A 14,352-nucleotide genomic window follows, 5' to 3' on the forward strand; every position below is an offset into this window, starting at 1 on the left:
ACCACGATGAGTATGGAAGCCGAATGGCCGCTTTGTGCGCTTGCTCATCTAGAACCGGACGGTCCGCAACCGGCCCAGTTCCAGACCTCGACAAAGGTACATTGGGAGCTAATGCGGGCCGGGACGCGAGCCTCGACACCAAGCGCTTCAGAATTTTCGTTACACGTCAATTGGTTGGGCGAACATCACGATAGCTTTTTTGGGACTTGAAATTCACTTGACCGTCTTGAACGTCGAGTGAGAACGAGGCCTGCTTTGCGCCGTCATTGTAGTCATTCAACGTCTGCCTGAGAATGTATGATAGCGAATGGCATCTATGCTCGATAACCGCCCCTAACTCCCCACCGCACGATCTGTCCGATCAGATCGATCAAGCTCCCACTAGGGCCTTAGTGACCTCCGAACCGCAGCCGGATTCCCCCGTTCAGAATGAAGCCCTCTAACGGCGCCCAGGCATCGACAGTCCACTGCCCACTCGGTGTGCGTTGCGGGAGCAGCAGCGGGTCATACTTCGTCTGGCGCACATCGAGCAGGTTCTCCGCGTTAACGAACAGGCTGACCTTGCCGAGCGTGATCTCGCCCAGAATACCGAGATGCAGATATGGCCGTGAGCGCTTGCGATAGGGATTGTCCTCCAGTGCCTGTCCGCCGGTGTAATACGCTTCGACACCTATCCGGCCCCTTCCATGCTCTTCCCACATGCCGACCAGCCCGGCGGTGTGCCTTGGGGTCAAAGGCACTTCCCTTCGCCCAATGCCTGAAGGATCGGGCTCGCTCGCATCGACAAAGACATAGCTGCCCGTCACAGTGAAGCCGTCCTGCTTGAAGCGCAGCAACAGCTCGGTCCCGCGCACCTGCGTCCTGCCATCGATATTGACCAGCTCGACGCGGTCAGGCGCGATCTCGCGCAGCCGTGTCGCATTCTCGATATTTGCACCGAACAATGTAACATTCGCCTCCCAAGGTCCGTCGGCGTATCCGACATCGAGCGAGGCGGTGCGCGCAGTCTCGGCTTTAAGCTCGCCCAACGGCTCAAGGCGCGAAAGACCTGCAGCCTCTATCTCGTCCACGAACGGCGTGGGGGCGAAGAAGCCGACGCCGAACGAGCCGCGAATGGTCCAGTTGCCAGGCCGGCATAGCGCCGAAAGACGCGGGCTGAACTGGGTGCCGAACTCGTTGTGGAAATCGACCCGCGCGCTTGCTGCCAGCGTCAGGTCAAGCATGGCTTCCTGCTCGATCTGGGCGAAGAGGCCGGGCACATCGTAGGTGTAATCGAAAGCAGGAAATGTGCCCGACCGGAAACCGTCCTGCTGGAAGGCGATCCCGCCCACCCATGAGGTAGCGCCATTCTCGCCAGCGATAGATGCCTCGCCAAACAGGCTCGTGTGACGGTCATCCTCGACGACTGCTCCGTAGCGGTGGAAGTGGTTCTGGCGCATTACCGAAGCGCGTAGATTGAGTGTCGCCAGATCCGAAACCGGAGTTTCGGCGACCAGCCCCGCATCGAAACGCTCGGTGTCCTGTGTCTGCGCGAACGGCGTCCCATACGGCACCGTGCGGCCCGGCAAGGTGCCGCCCACCCGCTCCTCGGTCATCGCGCCCAGAGTGAGATAGATCGATGATCCGTCGCTTCCGTTCCACTGGAAGCGCGGGCGAGCGGTGAGGCGATCATAGTCGGCCATGTCGAGCCATCCGTCGCCGTCAAGATCCTGACCGCTCTGGCGATGCGCGCCAGCCGTGAGCGAGAGACCGGCATTGGGGCTGATCGGCCCGGCAGCATAGGCGGTCAGGTCCTGTCCATTGCGCGTGGTGGCATTGGCGAGCACTTCGGCCTCGAACTCGTCACCGGGGCGCTTCGAGATCAGATTGATCACGCCGCCTAGCGCGGAAGCACCGTAAAGCGCCGAAGCCGACCCCTTGATGACCTCGACCTGCCCCAGATCGGTCGGCGGGATTTGCAGCAAGCCCAGCGAAGCGGATTGGCCGCCGTAGAGCGGAAGGTTGTCAGCCAGCAGCTGGGTGTAGCGGCCTTCCAAGCCCTGGATACGGATGTTGGCAGCACCCAGAGCAGGAGAGGTCACCTGCACGCGCACTCCGGCGGTTTCGTTGACCAGCATGGCAATGTTGCCCGGACGCATGATCGCCTTTTCCTCGATCTCCTCGCCCGCGATGACTTCCACCCTGATCGGCTCGTCCTGAACGCGGCGGTTGCTGCGCGTGCCCTGGACGATGATGACATCATCCTCCTCGTCTTCTTCGGCAGATACAGGTTCTTGCTCGTCGATGTCCTGCGCGAGGGCTGGAGTTGAGAACAGGAAGAAGGGGGCGACGCCGAGGCAAAGGGACGTGCGGAATGTTGTTTTCACTGTTGGTCTTTCAGATTGGAAAGCGCTGGGAGGGAGGGTCGACCGTCAATCCGTTTTCGGATCGAGGATCGCCGAGAGTTCAGGAAGAATGTTCATTCGCGCAAAGGCACTCACGTTCGAGCGGCCCGTGTTTCCGATCGGTAGCCGCCCGGTGAGGTTGCCGAGAGGTGCGAGGGCAAGGCGGACTAACTGGCCAAAGGCTTCGCGCCCATCGCGCGTTCGCGCCGCCAGAAGCAGCATCTTCCAATGCGATTGCAGGTGCGGGACAAGCCGGGTCTGGGCAATGACATGCGCTCGTTCCAGATGGTGCCACGCCTGATCTATCTGTCCTGCGTGGGTTGCGGCCTCGGCAACGCGATATTCTTCGGACAGAAACGCGGATATGTCTTTGGCGATCTCAGGCATGGGCCAGCTCCCGGCGAGCTTGCCCGAAGACCTCCACACTGCCCCAGATCGCGAGCGCCGCCATGATGGTTGCGACGAGCAAGTCAGGCCAGGCCTGTCCGGTGCCGAAAACGCCCAGCGCCGCACCCAGCACGGCGATGTTGCCGATCGCATCGTTGCGCGAGCAGATCCAAACCGAGCGCATGTTTGCATCGCCCTCGCGATAGCGGAACAGCAACAGCGCCACGATAACGTTCACGATCAGCGCCAGCGTGCCAATCACCCCCATGGTTTGCGGTTCGGGGTTGGCACCTACAATCAGTCCATAGAGGGCGTATCCGACCACCCAGAGAACAAAAGCGAGCATGGTCGCAGCCTTAAACAGCGCCGCCTTTGCGCGCCAGGAAAGCGCCAGGCCGGCAACACCCAGACTGATCGCGTAGTTGGCCGCATCGCCGAAGAAATCGAGCGCATCGGCCTGTAGCGCGCGGGAATCGGCGGCGACGCCCGCAACGATTTCAACCACGAACATGGCTGCGTTCGCGATCAGCGCTATCCACAGGATCATGCGCCAGCGCGGATTGTTGTGCGCTGGCTGGTCCGGTTCGGGTGTCTGGCAGCAGGATTTACCCATGCCGCTCTCCTTGCAACGTTCGAGTCGCAGGGACATATGAACCTTGTAGCGACTACAAGGTCAAGCCCGGAGAACAGGCGATGCGTATCGGAGAACTGGCACGAGCAACCGGCACGAAGGCGGAGACTATCCGATATTACGAGCGTGAGGGCATTCTCCCCGCCGCGGATCGGACCGATAGCAACTACCGCGACTATTCAGAGGACCACTTGACGACGCTCACTTTCGTGCGGCGCGCGCGCGAGCTGGGCTTCAGCATGGCGCAGGTGCGTGAGCTGCTTGCCCTTTCCGATCACGCCGATAAGCCCTGCCAAGATGTGGACCAACTAGTGCGCGATCAGCTCATTGAAGTGGATCGCAAGATCGAGGACCTGACTGCGCTGAGCAATAAACTCAAGGAAATGGTGCGAGCCTGCGAGGGTGAACGGATCGGAGACTGCCGGATCGTCGAAAGTCTGGGCGGAAAGAACTGTGCCATCAGCCGGGTCTCGGACCCCAGAGGATGATCGAGGCTCCAAAAAGGCATATGGTAACGCCGATCAGATCCCACCGATCTGGCTTGATGCCCTCGGCGATCCACAACCATCCCAAGGCTGACAGGATGTAGATTCCGCCGTAGGCCGCATAGGTCCGTCCGGCATGTTCGGCATCGACCAGTGTCAACAACCATGCGAAAACGCATAGCGACATAATACCCGGCATGAGCCAGAGGGGCGAGCGATCAAGCCGTAGCCACGCCCAGAAGGCGAAGCAGCCGACGATTTCCGCAACGGCGGCGGCGAGATAGACGAGATAGGTCATGTGCACTGCATGATCGGTCCAGAGCTACAACGCTACGAAGAACTTTTCTTGGGTTTTCACTCGCAGACTACCGTATGACGACATTCAGCAATCGACCCACTTGCTGTCATTTCACCTTATCGGCGATCCACGCTTCTACTTCGATTTCCGACCACGCTACCGCGTAGCCGCCCAGCTGTACCGGCTTCGGAAACTTGCCCTCGGCCATCCAGCGATAGATCGTCGAACGGCCAAGCCCGACACGGTGCTGAACCTCGGGCAAGCGAATGAGCCGCGTCACCCGGCGAGACTCTGTCGCTCCTTTGTCGATTTCCTCACCCACGATGGCCTCCTTCGACACCGGCAAAGACATCGCCAAGCAGCGCATCCTTGCGTTCGAGCTCATCGATGTGATCGGCAAGCAGGCGGGCGACACGATGCGCGGTGCCCTTGGCCCAACGCGGCTTCACGTCATGTACCTGGTTGCCCAAGACACGCTCGAGCGCGGAAGGCAGTTCTCCGGAAAAGTCCTCGAAGAATTGCGCGAGGTCAGACTGCAGCCAAGCGATCGCATGATCGCCGCTACTGACGAGGAATAGGAGCAGGTGTGCATGAGGAGCAACCCCGCTTGCAGCAAGAATGCGCAGGGCTTCACCGAGGCTGGCCGAGCGTTCGCCGGCGAGGATACGGCGTAAAGCGTCTTTATGGATCTGCGCGTCGCGCGAGATATCGCAGCGGGCACGGCCGCTGGCATCGACGGCTGCCAAAAGCAGCCGGGCGAGGTCGGCGCGAACCTGTTGTTCGGCAAAGAGCGCCATGTTGGTCATCGACGAATCCTTATCTCCATATGTGATCGACTCTCGGGCTAACCGCGAAGGAAGCCTGTAGGAAAACGAAAAGAACATTTAGAGAACATAGAGGAAGGAACGAATCAGCTTCCTTCAGTGATTCGCGCAAATTCCGGTCGCGTTCACGCGCATCGCGGCACGCTTCGCGCTAAACTCGGCACAGTCGGCGCTGATCCGCGATCAACCTGCGCGAATCCCGTCCATCGCACCACCCGATGTCGCTTTTCGCTTGGTCGGCAGCCCCAAAATCCAGTTCCCGATTTCCTACAGGCACATGTTCTTTTTATGTTCCCTTTCGATTCGAATCAATGGAGCACAAGTCGAGATGAACTGCCTAAATTGTCTGACCGCGCTAGCGGTCGCCTGTCTGGGGATGATCGCGACTTCCTCACAGCAAGTTCGCGCCCAGGATTTCACCTTGTTCGAGCACGCGATCGTTCCGCCGAAGACGGACCAGCAGCCGGCAAGGGAATATCTTCCTGCAATCTACCAGGCCGGGCCAGCAAACGTATCCTACCGGGAAGGCCTGTATATGGCGGCGATAGCCGAGGCTGAACGCCGGTACGGGCTTCCGACCAACCTGCTTCGTGCTCTTATCTGGGCTGAGTCCCGCTTCAATCCGATGGCTGTGAGTCCAGCCGGTGCTGCCGGGCTGGCTCAGCTTATGCCGGCCACGGCGAGAGAACTGGGCGTCCGGAACCGTCATGACCCTCTTGCATCGATCGACGGTGGCGCCAGGTACCTTCGCGATATGTTGGACCGGTTCGACGCGGTCCACCTGGCCTTGGCTGCTTACAATGCTGGCCCAGGTGCCGTCTCCCGATCACGCGGCATTCCCAACAATGGTGAAACGCCGCAATATGTCCGGTCTGTGTTGGGACGTTGGCAAGCAATTGGTACGTACAATTGACGAAACTACCTGATTTCCGGCTATTGTCTGAAATCATGTGCCGGAATGAAGACGGACAACGCCAGTGAATGAGACCCCGGTGAGCCGTTCGACTTTCGCAAGGCGTTGAAGGCACAGAAGCGCCGGAAGCTGAGAAAGGAGATCGCGTTGGGTTTGGGAGCATTCGCGATCGTATTTGCTGGAGGGATGCTGGCACTCAACTGGCCAGTCCATGATGCCAGCCTTGCTAACGACGATCATCAGCCTCAGGCTTTATTCCAGCAAGCAAGCTCCCCACAATTCGACATCTGCGGATCCATCCGGCGCACATGCGTCGTGGATGGAGATACTTTCTGGCTTGATGGCGTGAAGATCCGGATTGCCGACATCGACACTCCCGAGATCAGCGAGCCACGTTGCGACTATGAATACCAGCTCGGCATGCGCGCGACGCACCGCCTTGTCGAATTGCTGAATGGCGGGCCCTTTGAACTGAGGACCATCGGTAGCAGAGACGAGGATCAGTACGGTCGCAAATTGCGGGTTGTAACGCGCGGCGGCCGCTCGCTTGGCGATCAGCTGGTCAGCGAAGGCCTGGCGCGAACCTGGACCGGGAGACGTGAACCATGGCGCTGAACCGCGATCAGGAATTGTGGGCCGTCGCACTCTGGGTCGAAAAGAACCATGGCGAAGAGGGAACCGCGTATATCGCGCAGCAAATCCAGCGGCTATCCAACGAAGGGGACGAGGCAGGCATAGCAACGTGGAAGACTGTTGCTGAGCGCTTCGATCAACTTAGCTACCAAAACTCTACGAACTGAGGCTCGGCACGATGCGGAATTGGCTGCGGATCTGGGGCATCAGAATTGAGATCGCCGTGTTGGCGTCAGTGTCCCTGATAGGGCTGATCCTGAGCCTTCAATCCTGCATTGGCTGAGAAGAAATTCGATCTCCCGATCAACCCTTCGCAAACTTCCCCATGATGACCTTTCCTCCTGTCCGCAGCTCATCGAGGTAGTCGCTCCACCATTGAGCCATCCGCACGCGTTCGTCCCAATGCTTGCCGCGATGGTAGATGCCACGCACAACATTGCTGTCGCCATGTGCCAAGGCTCGCTCGATCGCATCGGGATTCCAAAGGCCCGACTCGTTCAGGAATGTCGATGCTGTCGCCCGGAGTCCGTGCGCGGTGACTTCTTCTTTCGAGTATCCCATGCGACGGAATGCGGCATTGAGCGTGTTTTCACTCATGGGACGCTTGGAGCTGCGCGCAGATGGGAAAACATATCCTTCGCGGCCGAGCATCTCGGCCAGATCAGTGAGATAGCCTCTAACCTGCTTGGACAGCGGGACGGCATGCGCTCGGCGCGCTTTCATTTTACCGGCAGGGATCTTCCAGACCCCATCGACGAGGTCGATCTCATGCCATTCGGCGTGCCGGAGTTCGCCGGGGCGTACGAACACATGCGGCGCTATCTGCAAAGCTAACTTCGTCACCATGTAGCCAGTGAAGTCGTCGATTGCGCGCAGCAGCCCGCCAAGCTCGGTGGGCTCGAGGATTGCTGCATAATGCGTGGCTCTCGGCGTTACGAGAGCGCCCTTCAGCATACTGGTCGGATCGGATTTGCAGCGGGTGGTAGCAACACCGTAGCGAAACACGCGGCCTGCGAACGAGCGGCATTTCTTCGCAGTCTCGTGCTTACCGGTGGCTTCCAGCCGTTTGAGGGGAGCCAGGACTTCGAACGGCTCGATCTCGTGGATGGGTCGGTTCCCGATGGCAGGCGCAAGCTTGTCGAGGAAATAATTGGCCTTGACGATCGTGCCATCGGCACGGCCATTCTTGACCATCATCTGTTCAATATACTCACGTGCGACGGCCTCGAACGTCTGTGCAGAAAGGAACTCGGCGCGGATTTTCCGCTTCCGCTTCTCAAAGGCCGGGTCGCCCCCTGAAACAACAGCTCGTCGTGCCTCGTAGGCTTCGTCTCGCGCTTGCTTGAGACTGATGTCTGGATAGCTGCCGATGCAGAGCTTCTTTTGCGCGCCGCCGATCCGGTATCGGAATCGCCAAAGTTTGCCGCCGGTCGGCGTGACCTCAACATATAGGCCGCGCTCGTCGGTTACCTTGTACGGCTTATCCTTGGGCTTGAGAGCGCGGAGGCGAGTATCTGTCAGAGGCATGTGGGGGCCTTTTCATCTGGGCCTTTGCGAAACGGCCTCAAAAGGCCCACAAAAGTGTCTGGAACCCCCGAGAACAGGCGGGACGATCCGGAACGATCCAAGGGCCAAATCCCTAGGATTTCTGCGGGTTTTATAGATTATTTGGGAGAACGTGAGAAGAACAAATGGTGCCCAGAAGAGGACTCGAACCTCCACGCCCTTGCGAGCGCCAGCACCTGAAGCTGGTGCGTCTACCAATTCCGCCATCTGGGCACGGGTGCAAGTCATCAGCCGAAGCGCTGTCTTGCGGGTAGGAGGGCGCCACTATCCGCCCTTCGCCGCGGTGTCAACGCAATCATGGCGCCGGCATTCAAATTTTTCCGCACCCTGTATCCCCCCGCCTGCACAGCCTGCTTGCCCAACCGGCGCGCGCTGTGCCAAAGCAGGCCGCAATTGAGCGCCCCTGCATCGCGGCGGGCGGCAAACGATCGACAGAGAAAGGGTGGGGCATGGCGTCCTCCAATTTTGCGGATACGCGATATGCCGGGACGAAAGACCCGGCACGGCTTTCGGGCAAGCTCGTCACGCTGATTGGCGGGAGCGGTTTTTTCGGAACCCATGTCGCGCAGGACCTCCTTTCTGCAGGCGCGCGCCTTCGCATCGCGAGCCGCAACCCGGAACGCAGCCATTCGCTCAAGCCGCTGGCGAATCTGGGACAGATTCAATTCGCGCGCTGTAACATTACCCATGCCGACAGCGTGCGCGCCGCGGTGTCGGGCGCGGATGCGGTGGTCAATCTCGTCGGTGCATTCGAAGGCGATCTCAACGCGATCCAGGGCGAAGGCGCGGGCCGCGTCGCGCACATCGCGCGGGAGGCCGGCGTGATGGCGTTCGTGCACGTGTCGGCGATCGGCGCGGATGAAAATTCGCAGATCCCGTATCAGCACAGCAAGGGCGTGGGCGAACGCACCGTCCTCGAAGCCTTTCCCGATGCGACGATCCTGCGCCCCTCGATCCTGTTCGGCGGCGAGGATGAGTTCCTCAACATGTTCGGCGGGCTGATCTCGAAATTCGCCGCCCTCCCCGTCTTCGCGCCGGAGGCGGAGTTGCAGCCGCTCTACGTCGACGATGCCGCCGCCGCCGTGCTGGCCGCGTTGCAGGACAGCGATGTGCATGGCGGAAAGATCTACGAAATTGCCGGCCCCGAACGGTTGAGCATGCTGGAAATCAATCGCCGCATCGCGCAGGCGCAGGGCCGCGATCCCACCTTCCTGCCGCTCCCCGACGCGGTGGGGCGCACGATGGCAAAGGTGATGGGCGCGCTGCCCGGCGGGCCGATCAATGCGGACCAATATGCGATGCTCGCGCAGGGCAATGTGGCGAGCGGGACGAAGCCGGGGCTGGATGCGCTCGGCGTCACGCCGCGCCCGATGACGCTCTATCTCGACCGCTGGATGACCCGGTTTCGCAAGCACGGGCGCTTTACCGAAACGCGCGCCTGAACGCCGCGCCGCCGCCGCCGTCGCGTTCAGGCGTTGACGTCGGAATAATGGCGCGGCGGGTGGACCCCCTCCATCCGGTCGGAGAGCAGCGGCTGAAAACTCGGCCTGCTCTTGAACACGGAATACCAGCTGCGGGCCTGTTCGTGCCCGGACCAGTTGATCCCGCCGAGATAGTCCGCCACCGAAATCTGCGCCGCGGCGGCGAGATCGGCGAGGCTCATCGTCGGCCCGGCGAGCCAGGGGCGGTTGTCGATGAGGTAATCGACGTAATCGAGATGTTCGTCGCATAGACGCATCGCGGCGCGCAGGATCCGCGAATCCGGCGCCTCCTTCAACACGATGCGCTTCGTCATCCGCTCCATCGTGAGCGGCGCGACCACATCGCCATAGAAATTTTCATCGAACAGCGCGACCAGCCGGCGGATTTCCGCACGCCCGGTCGCCGTGCCGTTGATCATCGGGTTCTTGTCGACCGTTTCCTCGAAATATTCGGCGATTGCCTTGCTGTCGGCGAGCACGATGCCCTTCTCGCTATGCCGCACGACGGGGGTGCGGCCCGTCGGGTTCATGAGATAGAACGCCTCGCGCGTGTCCCACGGGTTCTCCCGCTCCAGCGTGAAGGCGATGTTCTTCTCGCTCATCAACAGGCGCAGCTTGCGGCTGAAGGGACACAGGGGGAATTGGTAGAGCTGCCACATGGAAGGAGCCTTGCGCCTTTCGCGTCGGGTGAAAGCATCGATGCAATGCGGGAGGGATTGACCCGATGGCATGGCATCCGTCAACAACGAAGACCGGGACCATTGGTCCGCCCGGCCGCATATCGGGCATTGCGCAGGGGAAATGGCGAATCATGGCGGACAGGCTTCTGGGTTGTGTGCTGGCCGGCGGGCAATCGCGCCGCTTCGGCAGCGACAAGGCGCTGGCCTTGCTCGATGGTGAAACGTTGATCGACCGGGCGGTGCGGCAATTGCGGGCGTGGTGCGGCGATGTCGTGGTGGCGGGCCGGGCCGAGGCGCCCGCCCCCACCGTCGCCGACTGGCCGGCGGGGGACATGGGTCCGCTCGGCGGGCTGGCGGGGGCGCTGCGCCATGCGCGCGACGGCGGTTATGGCGCGGTGCTGGCCTGCGGGGTGGACAGCGTGGGATTGCCTGCCGACACGCCCGCGCTGCTCTCGCCCGGGCCATCGTGCCTTTCGTCGCAGCCGGTGGTGGGGCTCTGGCCCGTTGCGATGTTGCCGGTGCTCGAACGCTTGCTGACCGGACCGGGGCGGAACAGTTTCGTCCATCTCGCCCAATTGTCGGGCGCGCGCATGGTCGATGTCCCCTGCCCGCCGGCCAATATCAACACGCCCGCCGACCTCGCCGATCTTGCAAAGACGGTGGAGTAGCGACACGGGCGCTTGTGCCGCATCGCTGCATTTGCAATGGCTGTGTCATAATGGCCAACCCCCGCATCATCGACGTCACCCTGGACGAAGCGACGATATTGTGGCGCAATCCCGATATCGAGCAGGAGCGCCGGATCGCGATCTTCGACCTGATCGAGGAAAACAGCTTCAAACCGTTGCGCGCCTTCGGCAACGGGCATGTTGGCCCGTACCGGCTGAAACTGTCCGTGGTGGACGGGCGCCTCTCGATCGAGATTTCGGACGAATCGGAAACATTGCTCGAAACGCTGCTCATCGGGCTGGCCCGGTTCCGGCGTCCGATCCGCGATTATTTCGCCATTTGCGACAGCTATTACCAGGCGATTCGCAAGGCCAGCACGCAGGAAATCGAAACCATCGACATGGCCCGGCGCGGCGTTCACAACCGCGCGGCGGAATTGCTGGTCGAACGTCTCGAGGGCAAGGTGGAAACGGATTTTGCGACCGCGCGCCGGCTTTTCACGCTGATCTGCGTGCTGCACATCCGCGGTTGAGGCGCGCATGGCCCGGCACAAATCCCGGCGCATCTGGCGCATGGTCGCGCTTGTCGTCCTCGTGCTGGCGCTGATCGGCGGGGCGGCAGCGTGGTGGCGCGCGTCGCACTGGGCGCCGGAGCTGTCCGAATATCCCTCGCAAGGCGTCTGGCTCGGCGAAGCGGAGCGCGACATCCGCATGGAGGCGCTCCCGACCCTGGGCGCGCGTTTCGCCTATGTCACGGCGAGCATCGGCGCCGATGGCCGCAATCCCGCCGCCTCGGGCGAGATGGAGCGAGCGCTTGCCGCCGGGCTGTCGGTCGGCGCGGTGCACATCTTCGATCCGTGCCGCAGCGCCGACGCGCAATCGGCGAATTTCGTGACGCTGGTGCCGCGCGCGTCGGTCCTGCTGCCCCCTGCGGTCGTGCTGCGCGGCAATGGCGAGGCGTGCGAACCGCGCGTGCGCGATGCCGCGCTGGAGGCGGAACTCGTCACCTTCCTCAACCAGATCGAGATGCATGCGGGCAAGCGCGCGATCCTCGCCCCGGATGAGGCATTCGAGGCGCAATATGGCTTTGCCGCGCGGTCGCAGCGACCCTTGTGGCTGGCGCGCAACTGGATGATGCCGGAATATGGCGGCCGGGCGTGGGATTACTGGACCGCGAACGATGCGCGCGAAACGGGGCCGGTGGATGTTCCGCTGCGCTGGATCGTCGCGCGATAGCCAAACGGATTGCACCGCGCGCGATGATGCGGCATCGCGGGCGACCCGACGACACGGGTGGAGGCAAGAGGGATACCGGATGGCGATACAATCCGACCGCTGGATACGCGAACAGGCGCAGACCCGCGCAATGATCGAACCGTTCACCGAGGCGCAGCGCCGCGACGGGTGCATATCCTACGGCCTGTCGTCCTATGGCTATGACGCGCGGGTGGCGGATGAATTCAAGATCTTCACCAATGTCGATTCCGCCGTGGTCGACCCCAAGGATTTCGCCGCCAACAGCTTCGTCGATCGCAAGACGGACGTGTGCGTCATCCCGCCCAACAGCTTTGCCCTTGCGCGCACGGTCGAATATTTCCGCGTGCCGGAGGATGTGCTGGTCATCTGCCTCGGCAAATCGACCTATGCGCGGTGCGGGATCATCGTGAACGTGACCCCGCTCGAACCCGGCTGGGAGGGGCATGTGACGCTCGAATTTTCGAACACCACGCCGCTTCCGGCCAAGATCTACGCGAACGAGGGCGCGTGCCAGTTCCTCTTCCTTAAGGGGAACGAGCCGTGCGAGGTCAGCTATGCCGACCGCGCGGGCAAATATATGGGGCAGCGCGGGGTGACGCTGCCCCGGCTGTGACGCGGCCGCGGATCACGAGGGTCAGAACAGGGTAAACAGCACGAGCGCCAGGATCGTGCCGAGCACCGGCACGACCACCGTCGTCGCCCCCACCGCGGCATAGGCGCTGGCATGGGTTTCGCCGCACACCGCGCGGATCGTCGTCACGACATAACCATTGTGCGGCAGGCTATCGAGCGCGCCCGACGCGATCGCCACGGTCCGGTGCAACTCCGCCGGGTCCGCCCCCGCAGCGAGATAGTGCGGCGCGATCAGCGGCAGGGCGATCGTCTGCCCGCCCGACGCGCTCCCCGTGAGGCCGGCAATCACCGTCACCGCAACGGCGGCACCGATGAGCGGGCTTCCCGGAATATCCTGCACCGCGGCGAGCGCATCGGCAAAGGCGGGCGACAGTTTCGCGACCGACCCGAACCCGACGACGGCACAGGTATTGGTGATCGCCACGACCGCGCCGGTCGCCCCGCGGGAGAACACGGCGGCAAACTCCCCCCGCTGCGCCCATCCCACCATGCAGGCGAGCGCCACCCCGGTCAGAAGCGCGGCGACCAGCGCCCATTTGCCCAGGTCCTGCGTCAGCAGAAACACGCCCAGCACGCCGACGAGCGGCAGCATCGCCATCCACGGCGACGGCAGGCGCGTATCCACGGCAAAATCGGCATCGGTCGCGCGGGTGACGAAACGCTCGCCCCCGGCGACGGCATGGCGCACCATCCGCGCGATCCACGCATAGCCGAGCACCGCCATGAACGCGGCGACGACGATGCTGACCTGCCACCCGGCATAGGCATTGGTGCCGAGGAAGGGCATGGGAATGAGATTCTGGATTTCCGGCGATCCGGCGCTCGTCATCGTGAAGGTCACCGACCCGAACGCCAGCGCGCCGGGGATGAAACGGCGCGGCAGGTCCGCCTCCCGAAAGAGTTCGACGGCGAGGCCGTAGACCGCGAAGGCCACGATGAACACGCTCACCCCGCCATAGGTCAGCACGGCGCAGGCCAGCACCGTCGCCGCCAGCGCATAGCGGCTACCGAGGCGGCGTGTGATCGCCCGCGCGACCGATGTGGCCGCCCCGGACGCGGCCATCACCTCGCCGAATATCGCGCCCAACAGGAACATGAAGAACCAGTCGGCGAGAAAGCTTGCAAATCCGGCCATGTAGCTGCTGGCGAAATCGGGCGCCGCCTCACCGCCTGGCAGCAAGCCGGCGAGCGGCGGCAACAGCGGCAGCCCCGCCGTCACCGCCACGACAAAGGCGGCGACCGGCCCCGCGATCAGAATGTCGATACCCCGCACCGTCATCCAGATCAGCAGCGCCAGCCCGCCGATCAGCCCGATCCAGCTCAGCATGTCTTCAAAGCCCCCTCACCTCTTGTGCTTTGCCACCTTGTCGCCAATCGGGCCGTTCGCGTCGAGGGGGTTTTGCCAGCGATGGGCATGTCACGCCCAATTCGCCGGCGAATTTCGGGATGGATGGCCAGTGTCACCGCACCGACCATCGCTCTTATCCGGACATAAGCGTAGAAGGGGTGTCC

At 62.3% G+C, this 14,352-nt stretch carries 18 protein-coding genes and 1 tRNA gene; 9 read left to right on the forward strand and 10 right to left on the reverse strand.

Annotated features, from left to right (window positions below; genetic code table 11):
• Window positions 1–389: 389 nt before the first annotated feature.
• Genes Q0897_RS05800 through Q0897_RS05810 form a run of 3 tightly spaced genes read right to left on the reverse strand, consistent with a single transcriptional unit; the run spans window position 390 to window position 3,384 of the window.
• Window positions 390–2,366: a TonB-dependent receptor gene (locus Q0897_RS05800; RefSeq protein ID WP_299308186.1), complete on the reverse strand. Its 1,977-nt coding sequence runs from the start codon at window positions 2,364–2,366 to the stop codon at window positions 390–392.
• Between the two features lie 45 nt (window positions 2,367–2,411).
• Window positions 2,412–2,771 (reverse strand): DUF3703 domain-containing protein, encoded by a 360-nt coding sequence (locus tag Q0897_RS05805; RefSeq protein WP_299308187.1) that lies wholly within the window; start codon window positions 2,769–2,771, stop codon window positions 2,412–2,414.
• Complete coding sequence (locus Q0897_RS05810) at window positions 2,764–3,384, reverse strand: cation transporter (RefSeq protein WP_299308188.1); 621 nt, start codon at window positions 3,382–3,384, stop codon at window positions 2,764–2,766. The genes Q0897_RS05805 and Q0897_RS05810 overlap by 8 nt, the downstream gene beginning before the upstream one ends.
• 80 nt (window positions 3,385–3,464) lie before the next feature.
• On the opposite strand from Q0897_RS05810, the gene Q0897_RS05815 reads away from it, so the two are divergent.
• On the forward strand, window positions 3,465–3,890 hold the full coding sequence (locus Q0897_RS05815) for a helix-turn-helix domain-containing protein (RefSeq protein ID WP_299308190.1): 426 nt from the start codon (window positions 3,465–3,467) through the stop codon (window positions 3,888–3,890).
• Here the strand turns inward: Q0897_RS05815 and Q0897_RS05820 are convergent.
• The 3 genes from Q0897_RS05820 to Q0897_RS05830 all read right to left on the reverse strand — a co-directional run bounded on the left by Q0897_RS05820 (window position 3,862) and on the right by Q0897_RS05830 (window position 4,991).
• Entirely contained in the window at window positions 3,862–4,185 is a 324-nt protein-coding gene (locus Q0897_RS05820; protein ID WP_299308192.1) for a YnfA family protein, read from the reverse strand. The genes Q0897_RS05815 and Q0897_RS05820 overlap by 29 nt on opposite strands.
• Window positions 4,186–4,291: 106 nt before the next feature.
• Window positions 4,292–4,507 (reverse strand): AlpA family transcriptional regulator, encoded by a 216-nt coding sequence (locus Q0897_RS05825; RefSeq protein WP_299308193.1) that lies wholly within the window; start codon window positions 4,505–4,507, stop codon window positions 4,292–4,294.
• Window positions 4,500–4,991, reverse strand: a complete 492-nt coding sequence (locus tag Q0897_RS05830) for a hypothetical protein (RefSeq protein WP_299308195.1) — start codon at window positions 4,989–4,991, stop codon at window positions 4,500–4,502. Before Q0897_RS05830 ends, Q0897_RS05825 begins: the two co-directional genes overlap by 8 nt.
• Before the next feature lie 346 nt (window positions 4,992–5,337).
• Here Q0897_RS05830 and Q0897_RS05835 point away from each other — a divergent pair, with 346 nt between their 5' ends.
• The 3 genes from Q0897_RS05835 to Q0897_RS05845 all read left to right on the forward strand — a co-directional run bounded on the left by Q0897_RS05835 (window position 5,338) and on the right by Q0897_RS05845 (window position 6,722).
• On the forward strand, window positions 5,338–5,922 hold the full coding sequence (locus tag Q0897_RS05835; RefSeq protein WP_299308627.1) for a lytic transglycosylase domain-containing protein: 585 nt from the start codon (window positions 5,338–5,340) through the stop codon (window positions 5,920–5,922).
• A 105-nt stretch (window positions 5,923–6,027) separates the two neighbouring features.
• Window positions 6,028–6,537, forward strand: coding sequence for a thermonuclease family protein (locus Q0897_RS05840; protein WP_299308197.1), 510 nt, complete (start codon window positions 6,028–6,030; stop codon window positions 6,535–6,537).
• The gene (locus Q0897_RS05845; protein WP_299308199.1) at window positions 6,528–6,722 is read left to right on the forward strand and encodes a hypothetical protein; all 195 of its coding nucleotides are present in this window, start codon (window positions 6,528–6,530) and stop codon (window positions 6,720–6,722) included. Before Q0897_RS05840 ends, Q0897_RS05845 begins: the two co-directional genes overlap by 10 nt.
• A 136-nt stretch (window positions 6,723–6,858) precedes the next feature.
• Here Q0897_RS05845 and Q0897_RS05850 read toward each other — a convergent pair whose 3' ends face one another.
• Window positions 6,859–8,082: an integrase arm-type DNA-binding domain-containing protein gene (locus tag Q0897_RS05850; protein WP_299308201.1), complete on the reverse strand. Its 1,224-nt coding sequence runs from the start codon at window positions 8,080–8,082 to the stop codon at window positions 6,859–6,861.
• A 165-nt stretch (window positions 8,083–8,247) separates the two neighbouring features.
• Window positions 8,248–8,334: transfer RNA gene (locus Q0897_RS05855), tRNA-Leu, on the reverse strand.
• A 236-nt stretch (window positions 8,335–8,570) separates the two neighbouring features.
• On the opposite strand from Q0897_RS05855, the gene Q0897_RS05860 reads away from it, so the two are divergent.
• Window positions 8,571–9,563, forward strand: coding sequence for a complex I NDUFA9 subunit family protein (locus tag Q0897_RS05860; protein WP_299308202.1), 993 nt, complete (start codon window positions 8,571–8,573; stop codon window positions 9,561–9,563).
• A gap of 26 nt (window positions 9,564–9,589) precedes the next feature.
• On the opposite strand, the gene Q0897_RS05865 is transcribed toward Q0897_RS05860, so the two are convergent.
• Window positions 9,590–10,261 (reverse strand): glutathione S-transferase family protein, encoded by a 672-nt coding sequence (locus Q0897_RS05865; RefSeq protein WP_202083318.1) that lies wholly within the window; start codon window positions 10,259–10,261, stop codon window positions 9,590–9,592.
• Window positions 10,262–10,413: 152 nt separating this feature from the next.
• On the opposite strand from Q0897_RS05865, the gene Q0897_RS05870 reads away from it, so the two are divergent.
• The 4 genes from Q0897_RS05870 (at window position 10,414) to dcd (ending at window position 12,820) form a co-directional block, all read left to right on the forward strand.
• Complete coding sequence (locus tag Q0897_RS05870; protein ID WP_299308203.1) at window positions 10,414–10,950, forward strand: molybdenum cofactor guanylyltransferase; 537 nt, start codon at window positions 10,414–10,416, stop codon at window positions 10,948–10,950.
• 50 nt (window positions 10,951–11,000) lie between these two features.
• Window positions 11,001–11,483, forward strand: a complete 483-nt coding sequence (locus tag Q0897_RS05875; RefSeq protein ID WP_299308204.1) for a UPF0262 family protein — start codon at window positions 11,001–11,003, stop codon at window positions 11,481–11,483.
• Window positions 11,484–11,490: 7 nt separating this feature from the next.
• A complete protein-coding gene (locus tag Q0897_RS05880) occupies window positions 11,491–12,186 on the forward strand; it encodes a glycoside hydrolase family 25 protein (protein ID WP_299308205.1) in 696 nt (231 codons plus the stop codon).
• A gap of 79 nt (window positions 12,187–12,265) precedes the next feature.
• On the forward strand, window positions 12,266–12,820 hold the full coding sequence (gene dcd, locus Q0897_RS05885; protein WP_299308206.1) for a dCTP deaminase: 555 nt from the start codon (window positions 12,266–12,268) through the stop codon (window positions 12,818–12,820).
• Between the two features lie 21 nt (window positions 12,821–12,841).
• Here the strand turns inward: dcd and Q0897_RS05890 are convergent, their stop codons facing one another.
• The gene (locus tag Q0897_RS05890) at window positions 12,842–14,167 is read right to left on the reverse strand and encodes a GntP family permease (protein ID WP_299308208.1); all 1,326 of its coding nucleotides are present in this window, start codon (window positions 14,165–14,167) and stop codon (window positions 12,842–12,844) included.
• Window positions 14,168–14,352: the final 185 nt, after the last annotated feature.

Origin of the sequence: uncultured Croceicoccus sp., assembly GCF_947496385.1 — a bacterium.
Lineage (GTDB): Bacteria > Pseudomonadota > Alphaproteobacteria > Sphingomonadales > Sphingomonadaceae > Croceicoccus.